This is a genomic window from Pseudacidovorax sp. RU35E (assembly GCF_900156165.1).
Classification (GTDB): Bacteria; Pseudomonadota; Gammaproteobacteria; order Burkholderiales; family Burkholderiaceae_C; genus Xenophilus.
Genome location: NZ_FTMY01000002.1, coordinates 385,963 through 401,306 on the forward strand (window position 1 = coordinate 385,963; position 15,344 = coordinate 401,306).

The 15,344-nt window shown below is 67.7% G+C and carries 11 protein-coding genes and 1 riboswitch; of the genes, 3 read left to right on the forward strand and 8 right to left on the reverse strand.

All coding sequences use genetic code 11. From position 1 onward, the window contains the following. Positions 1-124 precede the first annotated feature (124 nt). The 3 genes from nrdR to BXA03_RS04715 all read right to left on the reverse strand — a co-directional run bounded on the left by nrdR (position 125) and on the right by BXA03_RS04715 (position 3,013). Positions 125-568, reverse strand: coding sequence for a transcriptional regulator NrdR (nrdR, locus tag BXA03_RS04705; protein WP_076504401.1), 444 nt, complete (start codon positions 566-568; stop codon positions 125-127). Between the two features lie 15 nt (positions 569-583). Further along, positions 584-1,828, reverse strand: a complete 1,245-nt coding sequence (glyA, locus tag BXA03_RS04710; RefSeq protein WP_076504403.1) for a serine hydroxymethyltransferase — start codon at positions 1,826-1,828, stop codon at positions 584-586. Positions 1,829-1,872: 44 nt separating this feature from the next. Continuing rightward, a riboswitch (ZMP/ZTP riboswitch) is annotated at positions 1,873-2,005 on the reverse strand. A 114-nt stretch (positions 2,006-2,119) separates the two neighbouring features. Continuing rightward, positions 2,120-3,013: a lytic transglycosylase domain-containing protein gene (locus BXA03_RS04715; RefSeq protein ID WP_076504406.1), complete on the reverse strand. Its 894-nt coding sequence runs from the start codon at positions 3,011-3,013 to the stop codon at positions 2,120-2,122. A gap of 588 nt (positions 3,014-3,601) precedes the next feature. Here BXA03_RS04715 and BXA03_RS04720 point away from each other — a divergent pair. Together BXA03_RS04720 and BXA03_RS04725 are read left to right on the forward strand one after the other, a co-directional pair. Then, positions 3,602-7,417, forward strand: a complete 3,816-nt coding sequence (locus BXA03_RS04720) for a DUF748 domain-containing protein (RefSeq protein WP_234983592.1) — start codon at positions 3,602-3,604, stop codon at positions 7,415-7,417. Positions 7,418-7,568: 151 nt separating this feature from the next. Further along, a complete protein-coding gene (locus BXA03_RS04725) occupies positions 7,569-10,265 on the forward strand; it encodes a DUF349 domain-containing protein (RefSeq protein ID WP_076504411.1) in 2,697 nt (898 codons plus the stop codon). 8 nt (positions 10,266-10,273) lie between these two features. On the opposite strand, the gene BXA03_RS04730 is transcribed toward BXA03_RS04725, so the two are convergent. From BXA03_RS04730 to BXA03_RS04750, 5 genes are all read right to left on the reverse strand, one after another. Then, positions 10,274-11,080, reverse strand: coding sequence for a M90 family metallopeptidase (locus BXA03_RS04730; RefSeq protein ID WP_200803331.1), 807 nt, complete (start codon positions 11,078-11,080; stop codon positions 10,274-10,276). An 11-nt stretch (positions 11,081-11,091) separates the two neighbouring features. Beyond that, on the reverse strand, positions 11,092-11,862 hold the full coding sequence (locus BXA03_RS04735) for a UDP-2,3-diacylglucosamine diphosphatase (RefSeq protein WP_076504414.1): 771 nt from the start codon (positions 11,860-11,862) through the stop codon (positions 11,092-11,094). An 81-nt stretch (positions 11,863-11,943) separates the two neighbouring features. Further along, positions 11,944-12,456, reverse strand: a complete 513-nt coding sequence (locus tag BXA03_RS04740) for a peptidylprolyl isomerase (protein ID WP_076504416.1) — start codon at positions 12,454-12,456, stop codon at positions 11,944-11,946. Between the two features lie 39 nt (positions 12,457-12,495). Further along, positions 12,496-13,083 carry a peptidylprolyl isomerase gene (locus BXA03_RS04745; protein WP_076504862.1) on the reverse strand — a complete coding sequence of 196 codons (588 nt, stop codon included), beginning with the start codon at positions 13,081-13,083 and terminating at the stop codon, positions 12,496-12,498. A gap of 85 nt (positions 13,084-13,168) precedes the next feature. Then, a complete protein-coding gene (locus BXA03_RS04750; protein ID WP_076504418.1) occupies positions 13,169-13,759 on the reverse strand; it encodes a tetratricopeptide repeat protein in 591 nt (196 codons plus the stop codon). Between the two features lie 202 nt (positions 13,760-13,961). Here BXA03_RS04750 and cysS point away from each other — a divergent pair, with 202 nt between their 5' ends. Continuing rightward, positions 13,962-15,341: a cysteine--tRNA ligase gene (gene cysS, locus BXA03_RS04755; protein WP_076504421.1), complete on the forward strand. Its 1,380-nt coding sequence runs from the start codon at positions 13,962-13,964 to the stop codon at positions 15,339-15,341. Positions 15,342-15,344: the final 3 nt, after the last annotated feature.

The window sequence follows — 15,344 nt, forward strand, 5'->3', positions numbered from 1 at the left end:
TCGCGAATCGGCTGTCCGCCGGCGGCGCACCGAATCGCGCGTGCAAAGGCGAAAAAATTCCGGAAAAGCGGCCGGATTCGGGCAGGGGGATTGCCGCTGCGGCGGCAGCCCGGTTGGCGGGGGGTCAGATGTCCCGCAGCAGGCGGCGGAATTCCTCGACGTCCTCGAAGCTGCGGTACACCGACGCGAAGCGCACGTAGGCCACCTTGTCCAGACGCTGCAGCTCGTGCATGACGAGTTCGCCAAGCTTGCTGGACTCGATCTCGCGCAGCCCGCCAGAGAGCAGCTTCTGCTCGATGCGCATCAGGGCCTCGTCGATCTGCTGCACGCTCACGGGCCGCTTGCGCAGCGCCAGCATCATCGATGCGCGCACCTTGGCCGGCTCGTAGTCGGCGCGGCTGCCATCCTTCTTGACGACGGCGGGAAAGTTGACGTCCGGCCGCTCGTAGGTGGTGAAGCGCTTCTCGCAGCCGCCGCACTGGCGGCGGCGGCGGACGAAGTCACCGTCTTCCGAGATGCGGGTCTCGACGACCTGCGTCTCGGCGTGGCCGCAGAAGGGGCATTTCATGCGGCCTGGCCTGTCTCAGCGGTAGACCGGGAAGCGGCTGGTCAGCGCAGCCACCTTGGCGCGCACGGCCTCGATGTTGGCGGCGTCGCGAGGGTTGTCCAGCACGTCGGCGATCAGGTGGGCCGTGGCGCGGGCCTCCTCGTCCTTGAAGCCGCGGGTGGTCATGGCCGGGGTGCCGACGCGCACGCCGCTCGTCACGAAGGGCTTCTCGGGATCGTTGGGGATCGCGTTCTTGTTGATGGTCATGTGGGCGCTGCCCAGCACAGCCTCGGCTTCCTTGCCGGTGATGCCTTTGGCGCGCAGGTCGACCAGCATGACGTGGCTCTCGGTACGGCCGCTCACGATGCGCAGGCCGCGCGAGGTCAGCGTCTCGGCCACGATCTGCGCGTTCTTGACCACCTGCTGCTGGTAGGCCTTAAACTCGGGCGTCAGTGCTTCCTTGAAGGCGACGGCCTTCGCGGCGATGACGTGCATCAGCGGGCCGCCCTGCAGGCCCGGGAAGATGGCGCTGTTGATCGCCTTCTCATGCTCGGCCTTCATCAGGATGAAGCCGCCGCGCGGACCGCGCAGGCTCTTGTGGGTGGTGGAGGTCACCACATCGGCATGCGGCACCGGGTTGGGGTACACGCCCGCGGCGATCAGGCCGGCGTAGTGGGCCATGTCGACCATGAAGATGGCGCCGACGTCCTTGGCCACCTTGGCGAAACGTTCGAAGTCGATACGCAGGCTATAAGCCGAGGCACCGGCCACGATCAGCTTGGGCTTGGACTCGTGGGCCTTGCGCTCCATCGCGTCGTAGTCGATCTCTTCCTTGTCGTTCAGGCCGTACGAGACGACGTTGAACCACTTGCCTGACATGTTCAGCGGCATGCCGTGGGTGAGGTGGCCGCCTTCGGCCAGGCTCATGCCCATGATGGTGTCGCCGGGCTTGAGGAAGGCCAGGAACACGGCCTCGTTGGCGGAGGCGCCGCAGTGCGGTTGCACGTTGGCGGCGTCGGCGCCGAAGAGCTGCTTGATGCGGTCGATGGCCAACTGCTCGGCGACGTCGACGTATTCGCAGCCGCCGTAGTAGCGCTTGCCCGGGTAGCCTTCTGCGTACTTGTTGGTGAGCTGCGAGCCCTGGGCGGCCATGACGGCCGGCGAGGCGTAGTTCTCGCTGGCGATCAGCTCGATGTGGTCTTCCTGGCGCTGCGTCTCGGCCAGGATGGCGGCGTACAGCTCGGGATCGGTCTCTTGGACCAGGATATTGCGTTGGTACATGGCAGTCCTTCGAAGAAGAGGGACCTTGCGGCTTCGGATCCGGCAAGGGCTGCCCAGGCGAACGGCTGATCGCCCCGGCGCGAACCGCGGGCGGTGCGCTTCCCAGTGGTCATCCACGTCAGCGCCGGCTCGCCTCGCGGGGAGGGGCCGCGCCTATCGCCAGTCGCGCACCGCCGGAGTGTAGCCGAGGCCTGGCAGCACTTTTCGCATCAGGGAGGCCGGGGCGAGGTGTTCGCCAATGAAAAAGGCGCCTCTTGCAGGAGGCGCCTTTTCTATGCCGAAGTGCAGCAATTAGAGGGCGGGCTGTTCCAGCAGGGCCACTGTCGCCGGAGGGCGGGTGGTCGGCTTGGGCTCATCCGCGGGGGCAACCACCGGAATCGGCTGGGTTCGCTGCGGTGGCTGGGTGGGCATCGCTGCCGGAGGCGGTGTGCTGGCGGCCGGCGCAGGCGGCGTAAAGATGGGTACGTTTCGACCATTGGCGACCTGGCGCAGCCGGTCGTGCTCGGCCATCACCTTGACGGTGTAGCCGCCGTCGTCGCCCAGATTGGCGGCGCCGACGTAATAGCGCAATCCGCCTTCGAGCGAGCCGGCACGGGCGATGCACTCCTGCAGAACCTTCACACCGACACGCAGATTGGTGATGGGGTCGAAGGCTGCCAGCGTGCCGCCCGCCGGCTCGTACTTGTCACCATGGACGCGGGTCATCACCTGCATCAGGCCCTGTGCGCCGACCGGGCTCTGTGCGAAGGGATTGAAGCTCGATTCGACGGCCATGATGGCCAGGATCAGCGTCGGATCGAGCTTAGTCTGCCGCCCGATGTCGTAGGCCTCGGCCACCAGCACGCTCAGAGGCTCGGCGGCCACCTTGTATTTGCGGCTGAGCCAGTAGGCCACGGCCGCCTGGGGACGGGGCAGTTCTTCGGGGCGTGCCGCGGTGGCGCGCTCCACGGCGTTGGGTGCCGGATCGGTGGGGGCCGGCGCCGGCTTGCGAGATTCGACCCACGCGGCCAGCCGCTCTTCGCCAACCTGTTGCAGGTCGGGGCGGGCGGCCAATGCTACGACGACGAACACGAGCGCGAGCCCGATCAGCGCGAAGCCGTTGTGGACGATCTCGAAGAAACCATCGGCTACGTCGCTGGCAAAGGTTCGCAACCCCTGCATGCCAGCCCGCAAGACCTGATTCATTCGCTACTTTCCTTTCTCTGCGAACTCCAAGGCTGCGAGTCGTGCACCGATGTGCCGACTGCCTCGAACGATCGCGTGAAGCGGCGAGGAACAGGTCCGTGCATGGATACAAGGTGCACGGGCGTCCTGACTTCGCCAGAGAGGCCGGACCTGGGAAGTCCGGAAGAGGGCCCGGGTAGTAGGACTGCGGGAGCCCGGGCAGCGCGCATTCTAGGAACCGTCAAATACACGGTCAAGAATATCGTTTTAGTTCTTTATGCTAAAGAGCGCCTTAAGACTCCACCTATGGCGCTCACCTGATTCATCGTTCGACTTCATTTGCCATGGCCTGCCTCGCGGCCTAATCTGCAGCCGTCTGCATCGCAGACGCTCCGCCGGAAGTGCTCGCGCGGGACTCCGTCCCGCGGGGTGCCCCGGCCTCTTTGGCGGCAATCTCTTGCCGCCCGTGCGCTGGGAACCATCTTCTTCCCGCGCCAAAAAGACGGAAGCGGCCTGGGGCCCACCGTCGAGCCCGGTGGGCCTGCGCAAGCGGCCCCCGGGCTTTTTCTTTGGGGCGCCGTCGCGGTGGGCGCTCAGCGCTGCAGGCCGATGCGCTGCAGCGTGACAGGGGCCGTGGTGCGCTGGAGCTGCCAGCCATTGCGGCACACTCCAGCCATGAATCTTTCCGCAATCAAGCGCGGCCGCTGGCTGCAGCGGGCGGGCGCGGCTGTCGCCGGGGTGTTGCTGCTCTGGCTGCTGCTCTGGGCAGCCGTGCCGCCGCTGCTGAAATGGCAGGTGCAGAAGCAGGCATCCTCGTTGTTGGGGCGGGATGTCACAGTGGGCGCCGTGCGGTTCCGCCCGTGGACGCTGGAACTGTCGCTGTCGGACGTGGTGATCGCCGGCACTGACGGCGCGCAGCCACTCTTGAGCGTGAGGCGGCTTTACGCCGATGCCGAACTGCAGTCGCTCGTGCGCCTGGCACCGGTGATCGACGCATTGCGCATCGAGCAGCCCGTGCTTCGCCTGACCCGGCGCGAGGACGGCACACTGGACATTGAGGACGTGGTGCGCAAGCTGAGCTCGCCCGCGCAGGCCAAGCCCCCGGGCGAGCCCGCGCGCTTCGTGCTCTACAACCTGGCGATCCAGGGCGGGCACGTCGACCTGGACGACCAGTTGGCCAAGCGGCAGCACGTGATCGACGGGCTGGATGTCGACGTGCCTTTCCTCAGCAGCCTGGCCTCCAAGCGCGAGGTGGAAGTCGAGCCGCGGCTGGCCTTCACCCTCAATGGCAGCCGCTTCGACTCGTCGGGGGCTTCACAGCCCTTTGCCGCCTCCCGGAAGACGGCGGTGCAGCTGCATGTCGCCGGTCTGGACCTCGCCCCGTACCTTGCCTACGTTCCACCGGGTCTGCCGGTGAGCTTGCAGTCGGGCGTCGTGGATCTGGACCTGCGGGCCGACTTCGAAAGGTCCGACCATGCCTCGCTCAGGCTGTCCGGGTCCGTGCAGGTCAAAGGCGCCAGGGCGGCGGATGCCCGTGGCGCGGAACTGATCAGGCTCGACGGGCTGAAGGTGGTGCTGGCCGACGTCCGGCCATTGGAGCGGCAGGTGCACCTGTCGTCGGTCGAGGTCGATGCGCCCACGCTGGCGGCGCGGCGCGATGCGCAGGGCCGCATCAACTTGTTGCTCACCGACGGCCGCACGCCGGCACCGGAGACCGCCCGGACCGCGCGAACGCCTACGCCGGCCGCATCCGCGCCCGTGCCCAGCACGGCAGCCGCGCCGACGCCCGGGTGGGCGGTGCGCGTCGACCACGTCGCGGTGCGCGAAGGCCATGTGGCCTGGCACGACGATTCCGTGGCGCCGGCCGCGGTTGTCGACGTCACCCACCTGGGCCTGACGGTCGACGATGCAGCGTGGCCTGCGGCGCAACCCGCGAAGTTTGCAGGAGAGATGCGGGTGGCGCGTGGGCAGTTGCGCTTCGAGGGGCAGGGCAGTCCCACGGCAGTCAGGGCGCAACTTGAGGCGAACGACATTCCCCTTTCGCTGGCGGCGCCCTATTTGGCATCGACGCTCAATCCGGCGGTCGACGGGCGTCTGGGCGGCCGGCTCGGTCTGCAGTGGTCGCCCGATGCTTTGCTGCTCACGGCCGAACGTGTGACGCTCGACAGTCTGTCGCTGACCGATGGCAAGACCGCTCTGGCTGCAGTCGGCCACTTCGAGGTGCGGGATGCGCGGGTGGACCTCAAGGCACGGGCGCTGGATATCGGCAGCCTGGCGGCCACCCAGCCGCGGGTGCGGGTGGAGCGGGACGAAGAACAGCGCTGGATGTACCAGCGCTGGTTGCGCACGCCGGATGCCGCCGCGGCGCCAGTGGCCCAGCCGCGGCAGCCGCAGGGCGAACCGCCCCCACCGTGGAAATTGCGCATCGCTGCGCTGTCTGTCGACGGCGGCGATGTCGAGTTCGTCGACCGCGCTCAGGTCGGTGCGCTGGTCGAGGTAAAGCTCGCAGACTTGCGCCTGCGAGGGCGCGATGTCGATCCTGCTTCTGCCGCTGCTTCACCGCTCGAATTGGCGGGCCGCATCATGGCGGGGACGCGGGCGGAGCCCGGCCGCTTCGACTTCGAGGGCACGCTTGCCCTGGCACCGGTGGCGCTGGCCGGCCGGCTGGAGGCCACAGGGTTGCCGGTCCATGCCTTCCAGCCCTATTACGGTCAGTCGCTCAATGTGGATGTGCGGCGTGCCTTTGCCTCCTATCGCGGAACGGTTTCGGCTGCGGTGCAGCCCACGGGCGTCCAGGCCAAGCTGAGCGGCGACCTGTCCGTCGACGACCTGCGGGTGGACAGCATGGCCTTGACCGTTGGCAGTCCCACGACCACGCAAGCGCCCCAGGCGGCACGCGGCGAACGTCTGCTGCGTTGGAAGACCCTGGCGCTGCGCGGCTTCGAGCTCGACCAGCGCCCGCGCTCGGCGCTCCGGCTCGATGTGCGCGAGACCACGCTCACCGATGCGTTCGCGCGGATCATCGTGCAGCCGTCCGGTCGCCTGAACCTACAGGCGATCACCCGCAAGGGTCAGCAGGAGAGCGAGCGTGCCGCCGCCGAGCGGCCGGCGGCACGGACAGCGGCTGCGGCTGGCGGCGCCAGTGCGTCCACCAACGCGGGGGGCGGGGATGCCGCGCCGCCGACGGCCCCACCTGTGGCGGCGGAGGCCTCGGCGGGCCCAGCGCCCGTCGTCCGCTTCGGCCCGATCAGCGTCGTCAATGCGCGCGTGGACTTTTCGGACCTGTTTGTGCAGCCGAACTATTCGGCAGACCTGACCGAACTGACCGGCCGGCTCAGCGCCTTCTCCTCCGAGCCCGCCGATGGGGGCCGCCCGGCCCTCGCCGACCTGGAACTGCGCGGCAAGGCGCAGCAGACGGCGTCGCTAGAGATCCTCGGCAAGCTGAACCCGTTGGCCAAACCGCTGGAACTGGACATCGCGGCCAAGGTGCGCGACCTGGAGTTGGCCCCGCTGTCGCCCTATTCGATCCGCTATGCGGGCCACGGCATCGAGCGCGGCAAGATGAGCGTGGACGTCCGCTACCAAGTTGCGCCGGATGGCCGCCTGACCGCCACCAACAAGCTGGTGCTCAATCAACTGGCGTTCGGTGACGAAGTCAAGAACGCACCCAATAGCCTGCCGGTGCGCCTGGCCGTAGCGCTGCTGGCCGACCGCAACGGCGTCATCGACGTCGAACTGCCGCTGTCCGGTTCCCTCAATGATCCGCAGTTCAGCATCGGCCCGCTGATCTGGAAGGGCCTCCTCAACCTGATCGCGAAGGCGGTGACGTCGCCATTCAGCCTGCTCACCGGCGGGCTGGGTGGCGGCAGCAGCGAATCGAGCGTCGTGCCCTTCGCGCCGGGCAGCGACATGCTGTCCGACGCGGCTCGGCAAAACCTGGACAAGGTGGAAAAGGCGATCAATCAGCGCGAGGGCCTTCGGTTGACCCTCGTCGGCCAAGCGAGCCTGGAGCGTGAACGTGACGCACTGCAGCGCGAGCGCCTGCGCCGCATGGCCCAGGCCGAAAAGCGCCGTGCGGCCGTCCGTGCCGGTACCGACCCGGCGGACGTCACGCCCGTGACGGACGAGGAATATCCAGCGCTGCTGGAGGCCGTGTACAAGCGGGCCGACATTCCCAAGCCACGCAACTTCATCGGCATGGCCAAGTCGCAGTCCGTCGCCGAGATGGAGAAACTGCTGCTGCCAACCATCGTGGTGGACGAACAGTCCATCCGTGAGCTGGCCATTGCCCGGGCGGCAACCGTGCGCGACTATCTGCTCCAGCGCAAACTGGCGGGAGACCGGATCTTCCTCGGCGCCGTGCGCACCCGCGCGGATGACGCCGAATGGAAGCCCGGCACCGCCTTGACGCTGGAGATGCGTTGAGAAGGATTTCTCAACCGCCTGCCCCGGTATTCCAGGCGCAGGCGCTCCTGGGCGACAATGCGGGACGCGCCGGCCTTGCCGGCGCCTTTGCTTGGATGACCGGCAGCCTGCCGGCCCACCCCCTCCGATCTCTTACCACGACTCTGGCGCAGTGACTCAAGCCACGACCAAACACGATCTTCCCACCCTCGACCAGCTCACCGGGGGCGTCTTCACCGCTGCCACCTCCGGCGAACGGGCGCAGCGCGTGCGCGACTGGCTCGCAGGCAATCCCTCGCCCGAGTTGATGCAGGAAGTCTTCAAGGAACTCAGCGGCCGCGACAAGGGCGCCGCTCGCGCACTGCGTGAACGCCTGGACGAAATCAAGCGTGCCAAGGGCCAGGAAGTGATTGCCGCCGAATGGGCCGAGAAGGCCCGCTCGCTGCTCGACCAGCCCCGTCTGAACATTGCCGACGCCATGGCGTGGCAGCGCGATGCCGCCAAGGCGGGTGCGCCGCTGTCGCGCGAGCCGCTCGCCGGCCTCAAGGCGAACCTTGCTGAACGCGTGAAGGGTGTGGAAGACCTGCAGCACCGCGCCCAGGTCCACCGTGAGGCCGCCGTGTTGCTCGCGCAACGCTTCGAAGTGCTGTCCACCAAGGGATGGCAGGACGCGCAAGCCGCAGAAGAGGGCCTTCGCGCCGACGTGGCCCATTGGACCACCCAGGCCGACGAAATCACGCAGGACCCGAACTGGGCCAGCCTGGACGCCCGTTTCGCGCTGCAGCTCGATGCGTCGCGCTCCCAGCTGCAGGTCGTGTCCGAGGCCTTCCACAGCGCGCTGGCCCAGGCCGTTTCCGCCGCTGCCGATGCCCAGGCGCCCCTGCCCCCCGTCCCCGTCTGGGCGGACGAGCTGCGTGCCGCCCGGGGGCTGCCGCCCGAGAACGCTCCGGCGCCCGCCGCGCCGCCTGCCCCCAAGGTGGACCCGGCGCAGCGTGCTGCCGCCGAAAGCGCCGTCGAAGCCTCGCTGACCAAGCTCGAAGAAGCCACGGCCCAAGGCCAGGGCAAGAGCAGCCAGGCCGCGGCCAATGCGCTACGCGCCGTGCTCAAGGAGCATGGCAAGCTTGTGGGCAACGCGCTGGAGGCCCGCGTGCATGCGGCGCTGGTTGCCGCCGGCGAACTTGAAGGCTGGCAGCGCTGGGGCGCCGACAAGGTGCGCGAAGAGCTGGTGGCCAAGGCCGAAGGCCTGCTCAACCGTCCCGAGGGCCAGGCCCTGGGTGGCCGCAAGATGCAGGAACAGCTTCGCGCCCTGCGCGAACAGTGGAAGCAGGCCGACCAGGGCGGCGTGCCCAACCATGGTCTGTGGCGCCGCTTCGATGAAGCCTGCAACAAGGCGCACAAGGTGGTCGAAGCCTGGCTGGAGAAGGTCCGGGCCGAAGCGGCCGAGCACCGCGCACAGCGCCTTGCCTTGATCGAGGAATTGCGCGCATGGACCACCGAACACGCGAGTGATGCCGACCTCAAGGCGCGCAACCGCGCCCTGCACCAATTTTCCGATCGCTGGCGCGACGGCGGTCATGTGAGCGAGAAGGTGTTCGCCGAACTGCAGCCACTGTGGAGTGCGGCCATGAACGAGGCCCGCGGTCCGCTGGAGGCCTCGCAGAAGGCGAGCATCGAACGCCGCCAGCAGATGATTGCCGAAGCGACGGAACTCGGCGCTGCGCCGCAATTGCGCATTGATGCCGTGAAGGCGCTGCAGCAGCGCTGGCAGGCGGAAGCGCAGGCGGTGCCCTTGGAGCGTCGCCAGGAGCAAAAGCTCTGGGACGCCTTTCGCAAGCCCATCGACGACGCGTTCCAGCGCAAGAGCGCCGAGCGCGAGCGCCAGACCGAAGCCATGGGTGAACACGACCGTGCGGTGCTCGAGGCCTCGAGGGCGCTGGAGGCAGCCAATGCTACCGGCGATGCCCAGAAGATCCGCGCTGCCATGACGGCGCTGGAAGGCGCATTGCGTGGCCGTCGGGAGGCCGCTGCGCCGGCCGGCACGGCTCCCGCAGCTGCGGCGCCTGCGGGCGACACGCACGCGACGGACGCGGGTTCGGCCGATGCCACTGTGGCGCCGACCGATGTCTCGACCCAGGACGGCGGTGCCGAGGGTGGGGAGACGTCTGCGCCTGCACCCGCACCTGCGTCCAAGGCCGCACCCCGCCCCGTGGTGGCCGTGCGCGGCGATGACCGCCCTGGCGCGGCACGTCCGGCTGCGGCCCCCGCAGGTCGTTTCGGTGATCGCCGCGATGCGCGCGACGGTCGGGGCGGCCCACGTGGCGGCGACCGCAACGGTGACCGCTTTGGCCGCGACCGGCCCGGCCGTCCCGGCGACATGCGCGGCGACCGTCCGCCGCGTGAAGACCGTGGCCCGCGTCTGGGCGACACGGCCTTCCGCGCTCAGCGTGACGCCATGGAGCATGCCCAGGCCGCGCTGCGCAAGCTGGCGAGCCAGGCCCATGGTGAAGCCGTGACGCAACTGCTCGACGCGTGGAGCAAGCGGGACGCTGCCGCGGTGCCGCCGGCGCAAGAACTGGGGCGCGTCTCGCCTTCGGTGCGCAACCAGTGGGTGCAGTCGCTGTCCTCGGCACCCTCGGGCGAACCCGCCGAAGCGCTGTTGCGTCTGGAGATGGCTGCCGAAGTGCCAACGCCGCCGGAACAGCTGGATGCCCGTCGCGCACTGCAGCTCAAACTGCTGACCAAGCGCAACGAGCCGGGTCCGGCCGAAACATGGGCGCAGGACGCGGCTCGGGTGTTGGCGTCAGCGCACGAGCCCACGACCGCGCGGCGCCTGCAAAGCGCGCTCAAGCCACTGCTGCGTAAGGGCTGAGCGGGGCCTCAGGCCTTGCCGCGCTGCGAAAGGAAGAATGCGTCGAAGGCCGTCGCCAGACCGCCGAACTCCTGCGTGAAGCGGGCGCGGTCGACGAAGTAGGCCTCGCAGGCCACTGCGAAGAATTCCGCCAGCGATGAGGCGGCGTAGTCGTCCAGCCAGGGCGGCTCGCCGCCGAAGCGCTCGGCCACGATGGCTTGCTCGCGAAACCGATCGTAGGCGGGCTCCAGTTCCGCCAACCAGCGTTCGCGGGCCTGAAGGGCCGTCGCGCTGCCCATAAAGCCGACAGGCAGCGGTGGGCAGCCGTCGATCTGGCCATCGCGCATGTCGATCTTGTGCGCGAACTCGTGGATCACCACGTTCAGGATCGGGCCTTCATGCACGCCTGCGGCTGCTTCTGCCACATGTGGCCAGCTCAGCATCACGGGGCCGTGCTCACGCGCTTCGCCGATGATGGACTCGTCGTATTCGTGTACCACGCCAGCCTCGTCCACCAACGTGCGTCTCGTCGATACCTCGGAGGGTACGACGACGATGCCGACGAAGTCGTCGTACCAGTCGAGGTCGCCCGGCAGATGAAGCAGCGGCAGCACCGCCTGGGCGGCAATCAGTAATGCAACCTCGTCCGTGATCGTGAAGCTCAAGGCGCCGTGAAACTCCTTGCGCTGAAGGAAGCGAGCGCTGAACCCGCGCAGCCGAGCGCGTTCTTCTGGCGTTCGCCAAGCGAGGAAGGGCAGAGCCCCGAGCACGCGCTGCCATGCGGCTTCAGGAATCTCTGGCGGGGGGCGCAATCCGCGCAGCCAGCGTCCAAGCATCTTGAAAAGTCTCAGCGCAGATCCACGCGTTGCGCGCCCGCCGCGGTGAGGCACATCACCTGGGCGCGAGGCGGAGAAGCCGCCACGTCCCAATCGCTGAGCACCAATCGCTCCAGGCCCTCGCCCAGGTCATGATGCCCCGGCCTGTGCGTATGACCGTGGATCAGGGTCGTTGCATGGGCGCTGCGCAGCCAGCCCGCGGCGGCGTCGGCATCGACGTCGGCCCACACCGCCCGCGGGTCGGCCTTGCGGGATTCGCTGTGTTCGCGCATGTGGCGGGCAATTGCGCGACGCTCGTGCAGAGGTCTCGCGAGGAATTCCTGCTGCCACTCGGAACTGCGCACCTGGGCCCGGAACGCTAGGTATTCATGGTCTTCCAGGCAAAGCAGGTCGCCGTGGCTGAGCAACCAGCGCCGGCCATGCAGCACGAGCAACAGCGGATCGGACAGGCGCTGGATGCCGGCCTGGGCGGCAAAGCCCTGGCCGAGCAGGAAGTCGCGGTTGCCGGCCATGAAGAAAATCGGCCGGCGCGCTGCAGCCTCCTTGAGCCAGGCGGCGCAGTCGGCCTCGAAGCCGGGTTCCGATGCTGCATCGTCACCGACCCAGACTTCGAACAGGTCGCCCAGGATGAACAGGGCGTCGGCAGGCGAGGTCTGCAGATATTGGCGCCACGTCAGGAGCGTGTCCGGCTCGGCAGGATCCAGGTGGAGGTCGGAGAGCAGGTCGACCGTGCGCCACTCGGGAGGCGCGACGAATTCGGTGAAGGCGGTCTGCAGGGTCATCGTTCAGGCAATGGCCCGCCTACCCGCCACGCGGGCGGGGCAATTCGGGTACAACCCGGATGGCCGCATGCCGCCCTGCGATCACTCAGCGAGGATGGTGGCCTTCTCGATCACCACGTCTTCGGCCGGCACATCGTCGTGGAAGCCGCGACGGCCCGTCTTGACCTTGCGCAGCTTGTCGACGAGCTCGGTGCCCGAGACGACCTTGCCAAACACGGCATAGCCCCAGCCCTGCTGCGACGGCGCGGTGTGGTTCAGGAAGTCGTTCTTGGCGACATTGATGAAGAACTGCGCCGTGGCCGAGTGGGGCGCGCTGGTACGGGCCATGGCGACCGTGTACATGTCGTTCTTCAAGCCGTTGTTGGCTTCATTGGTGATCTCGGCACCGGTGGGCTTTTGCTTCATGCCGGGCTCGAAGCCGCCGCCCTGGATCATGAAGCCGTCGATGATGCGGTGAAAGACGGTGTTGTCGTAATGGCCCTTGGTCACGTAGGCCAGGAAGTTCTCGACCGTCTTGGGCGCCTTCTCGGCGTCCAGCTCGATGACGATGGGACCGTGGTCCTTGATGGTGAGTTCGACTTTTGGATTGCTCATGGGGGCTCCTGGAGAAAGGGGAGGGGGCGGTGGGCGCGTTTACTTCAGCACCGTGGCGCTGCGGATGATGACGGGGTCGACCGGCACGTCGCGCATCGGACCCTGGGCGCCGGTTGGCACGGCGCGGATCTTGTCGACCACTTCCATGCCCGACACGACCTTGCCGAACACGGCGTAGCCGTGGCCGTCCGGGTTCGGGGCATTGAGCATGTCGTTGTTCTTCACGTTGATGAAAAACTGGGCCGTGGCCGAGTTCGGGTCGCTGGTGCGGGCCATGGCGATGGTGCCACGGTCGTTCTTCAAGCCGTTGTCGGCCTCCAGCGCGATCGGCGCACGCGCGGGCTTCTGGCGCAGGTCTGGCGTGAAGCCGCCGCCCTGGATCATGAAGCCGTCGATGACACGGTGGAACACGGTGCCGTCATAGTGCTTCTCCTGAACGTATTGCAGGAAGTTGGCGGCCGTCTTGGGTGCCTTGGCGGGTTCGAGCTGCAGCACGATGTCACCGGCGCTGGTGGTCAACTTGACGCGTGGCGCGGCGACCTGACTCCAGGCGGCGGTCGGCACGGCCGCAGCAGTGGCCAGCGCGAGCAGCCAGCGGCGAGTGAGAAGGGTGGAACGAAATGGGATCACGCAAAAACTCCCTGCGAAGTCGACGGAATGGGAATAGGAGCGCCCGGTGCCCCGGCGGTTCCGCACGGGTCGCGGGTTTGGCTCAGCGGACGATGCGGCGCTGTTCAGGCGTAGCCGCCGGCAACTTGCCGTTGGCTGCGTTGCCGGTGCTGTCCACCAGTTGGCGCACGAGCGCCAGCTTGGGCGCCACGCTGGAACTCGTCGACGCAAAGGACTGCGCGCGGTTGTACTGGCGTGCGGCCATACGCACGTAGACATCGCCCAGGTTTTCGTGGGCGACGGCGTAGTTGGGATTCAGACGAAGCGCGTTGTCGAGCGCGTCGCGCGCCTTGTCGAGCTGCCCCTGCGCTGCATAGATGACGGCCAGGTTGTTGTACGGCTCGGGAAGCTCGGGATAGTCCTGCGTCAGCTTGACGAAGGTGTCGGCGGCGTCCTGAGGCTTGCCTTGTTCGCTGAGGATCACGCCGCGCAGAAAACGCATCTGCGGGTCCCGCGGATTGCCAGCGATGTACCGGTCAGCCTTGTCCAGGGCCTCGGCAGCCTTGCCCGTGCGCAGCAGGGCATTGACGTCGGCGTAGTCATCGGCCAGAGCCGCGCCAGCGCCGGCAACCAACAGGCAGGCCACGGAAGCGCGGATCAGGGAGCGGGCGACGGAAGAAGCGGCGTGCGTCATTGAGCGAATGAGGCCGGACCGCGCGTGCGCCCCGGCATGGTTGGTTGCGGCGGGCCCACCGGGATGGGCGCTGCGCGGGGGCCGTTTATACTCATCGGATTGTAGCCACGGCTTCGGCGAAGCTCTTGGCAGCGCGCCCGCGGCGGCGCATGATCGATCCCCAGGCCGGCGCCACCTTTCAACGGCGCCCATTCCAAGTTTCATGACCCTGCGTATCTACAACACGCTCACGCGTGCACTGGAGGAGTTTTCGCCGCTGGAGGCGAGCCACGTACGGATGTACGTGTGCGGCATCACGGTCTACGACTTCTGCCACGTGGGTCATGCCCGGTCGATGATCGCCTTCGATGTGGTGCAGCGGTGGTTCAAGGCGCGCGGATGGCGCGTGACCTACGTGCGCAACATCACCGACATCGACGACAAGATCATCCGTCGCGCGGTGGAGAACGGCGAGACGCTTAAGGCTCTCACCCGGCGCATGATCGACGCGATGTACGAGGACACCGACGCGCTTGGCGTTGAGCGCCCGACGCACGACCCTCGTGCGACCGACTACATCCCCCAAATGCTGTCGATGATCGAAACGCTGGAACGAAAGGGCCTGGCCTATCGCTCGGCCGATGGCGACGTGAACTATGCGGTGCGCAAGTTCCCGGGCTACGGCAAGCTCTCCGGCAAGTCGCTCGACGAGCTTCACGCGGGCAACCGCGTGGCCGTTGCCGAGGGCAAGGAAGACCCCCTCGACCCCGTGCTCTGGAAGCGCGCCAAGCCGACCGAGCCCGCCGAGGCCAAATGGGAAAGCCCTTTCGGCACCGGCCGCCCGGGCTGGCACATCGAATGCTCGGCCATGGCCTGCGACCTCCTGGGCGAAACCTTCGACATCCACGGCGGTGGTGCCGACCTGCAGTTTCCGCACCACGAGAACGAGATCGCGCAGAGCGAAGGCGCCACGGGCCAGACTTTCGCGATGAAGTGGATGCACAACGGCTTCATCAACATCGACAACGAGAAGATGTCCAAGAGCCTGGGCAACTTCTTTACCATCCGCGATGTGCTGAAGAAGTACGACGCCGAGACGCTTCGCTTCTTCATCGTGCGCGCGCACTACCGCAGCGATCTCAACTACAGCGACGTGCACCTGGACGACGCACGCAACGCGCTGCGCCGGCTGTACACCGCGCTCGACAGCGTGCCCCCGGCGCCGTTGGCCGAGATCGACTGGCAACAGCCGCATGCCGCGCGCTTCAAGGCAGCCATGGACGAAGACTTTGGCACGCCCGAAGCGGTCGCCGTGCTCTTCGAACTGGCTGCGGAGGCCAACCGTACCCGTTCCGCCCAGACCGCCGGCTTGCTCAAGGCGCTGGCCAGTACGCTTGGCTTGCTGCAAGCCGAACCGCGCGTCTTTCTTCAGGCGGGTGCGGGGCTCGACGAGGCCACCATCCAGGCATGCATCGCCGAGCGCGCCGCAGCCAAGGCGGCGAAGAACTTTGCCGAAGCCGATCGCATCCGCAACGACCTGCTCGCCCAGGGCATCGTGCTCAAGGATGGGCCGGCGGGCACCACCTGGGCTGCGGCCCAGTAAACG

Bases quoted from the DNA above. Each gene is read 5' to 3' on its own strand.
- cysS (WP_076504421.1), top strand. From the start codon at position 13,962: ATGACCCTGCGTATCTACAACACGCTCACGCGTGCACTGGAGGAGTTT.
- glyA (WP_076504403.1), bottom strand. From the start codon at position 1,828: ATGTACCAACGCAATATCCTGGTCCAAGAGACCGATCCCGAGCTGTAC.
- BXA03_RS04730 (WP_200803331.1), bottom strand. From the start codon at position 11,080: ATGCTTGGACGCTGGCTGCGCGGATTGCGCCCCCCGCCAGAGATTCCT.
- BXA03_RS04735 (WP_076504414.1), bottom strand. From the start codon at position 11,862: ATGACCCTGCAGACCGCCTTCACCGAATTCGTCGCGCCTCCCGAGTGG.
- BXA03_RS04715 (WP_076504406.1), bottom strand. From the start codon at position 3,013: ATGAATCAGGTCTTGCGGGCTGGCATGCAGGGGTTGCGAACCTTTGCC.
- BXA03_RS04740 (WP_076504416.1), bottom strand. From the start codon at position 12,456: ATGAGCAATCCAAAAGTCGAACTCACCATCAAGGACCACGGTCCCATC.
- nrdR (WP_076504401.1), bottom strand. From the start codon at position 568: ATGAAATGCCCCTTCTGCGGCCACGCCGAGACGCAGGTCGTCGAGACC.
- BXA03_RS04750 (WP_076504418.1), bottom strand. From the start codon at position 13,759: ATGACGCACGCCGCTTCTTCCGTCGCCCGCTCCCTGATCCGCGCTTCC.
- BXA03_RS04720 (WP_234983592.1), top strand. From the start codon at position 3,602: ATGCGCTGCAGCGTGACAGGGGCCGTGGTGCGCTGGAGCTGCCAGCCA.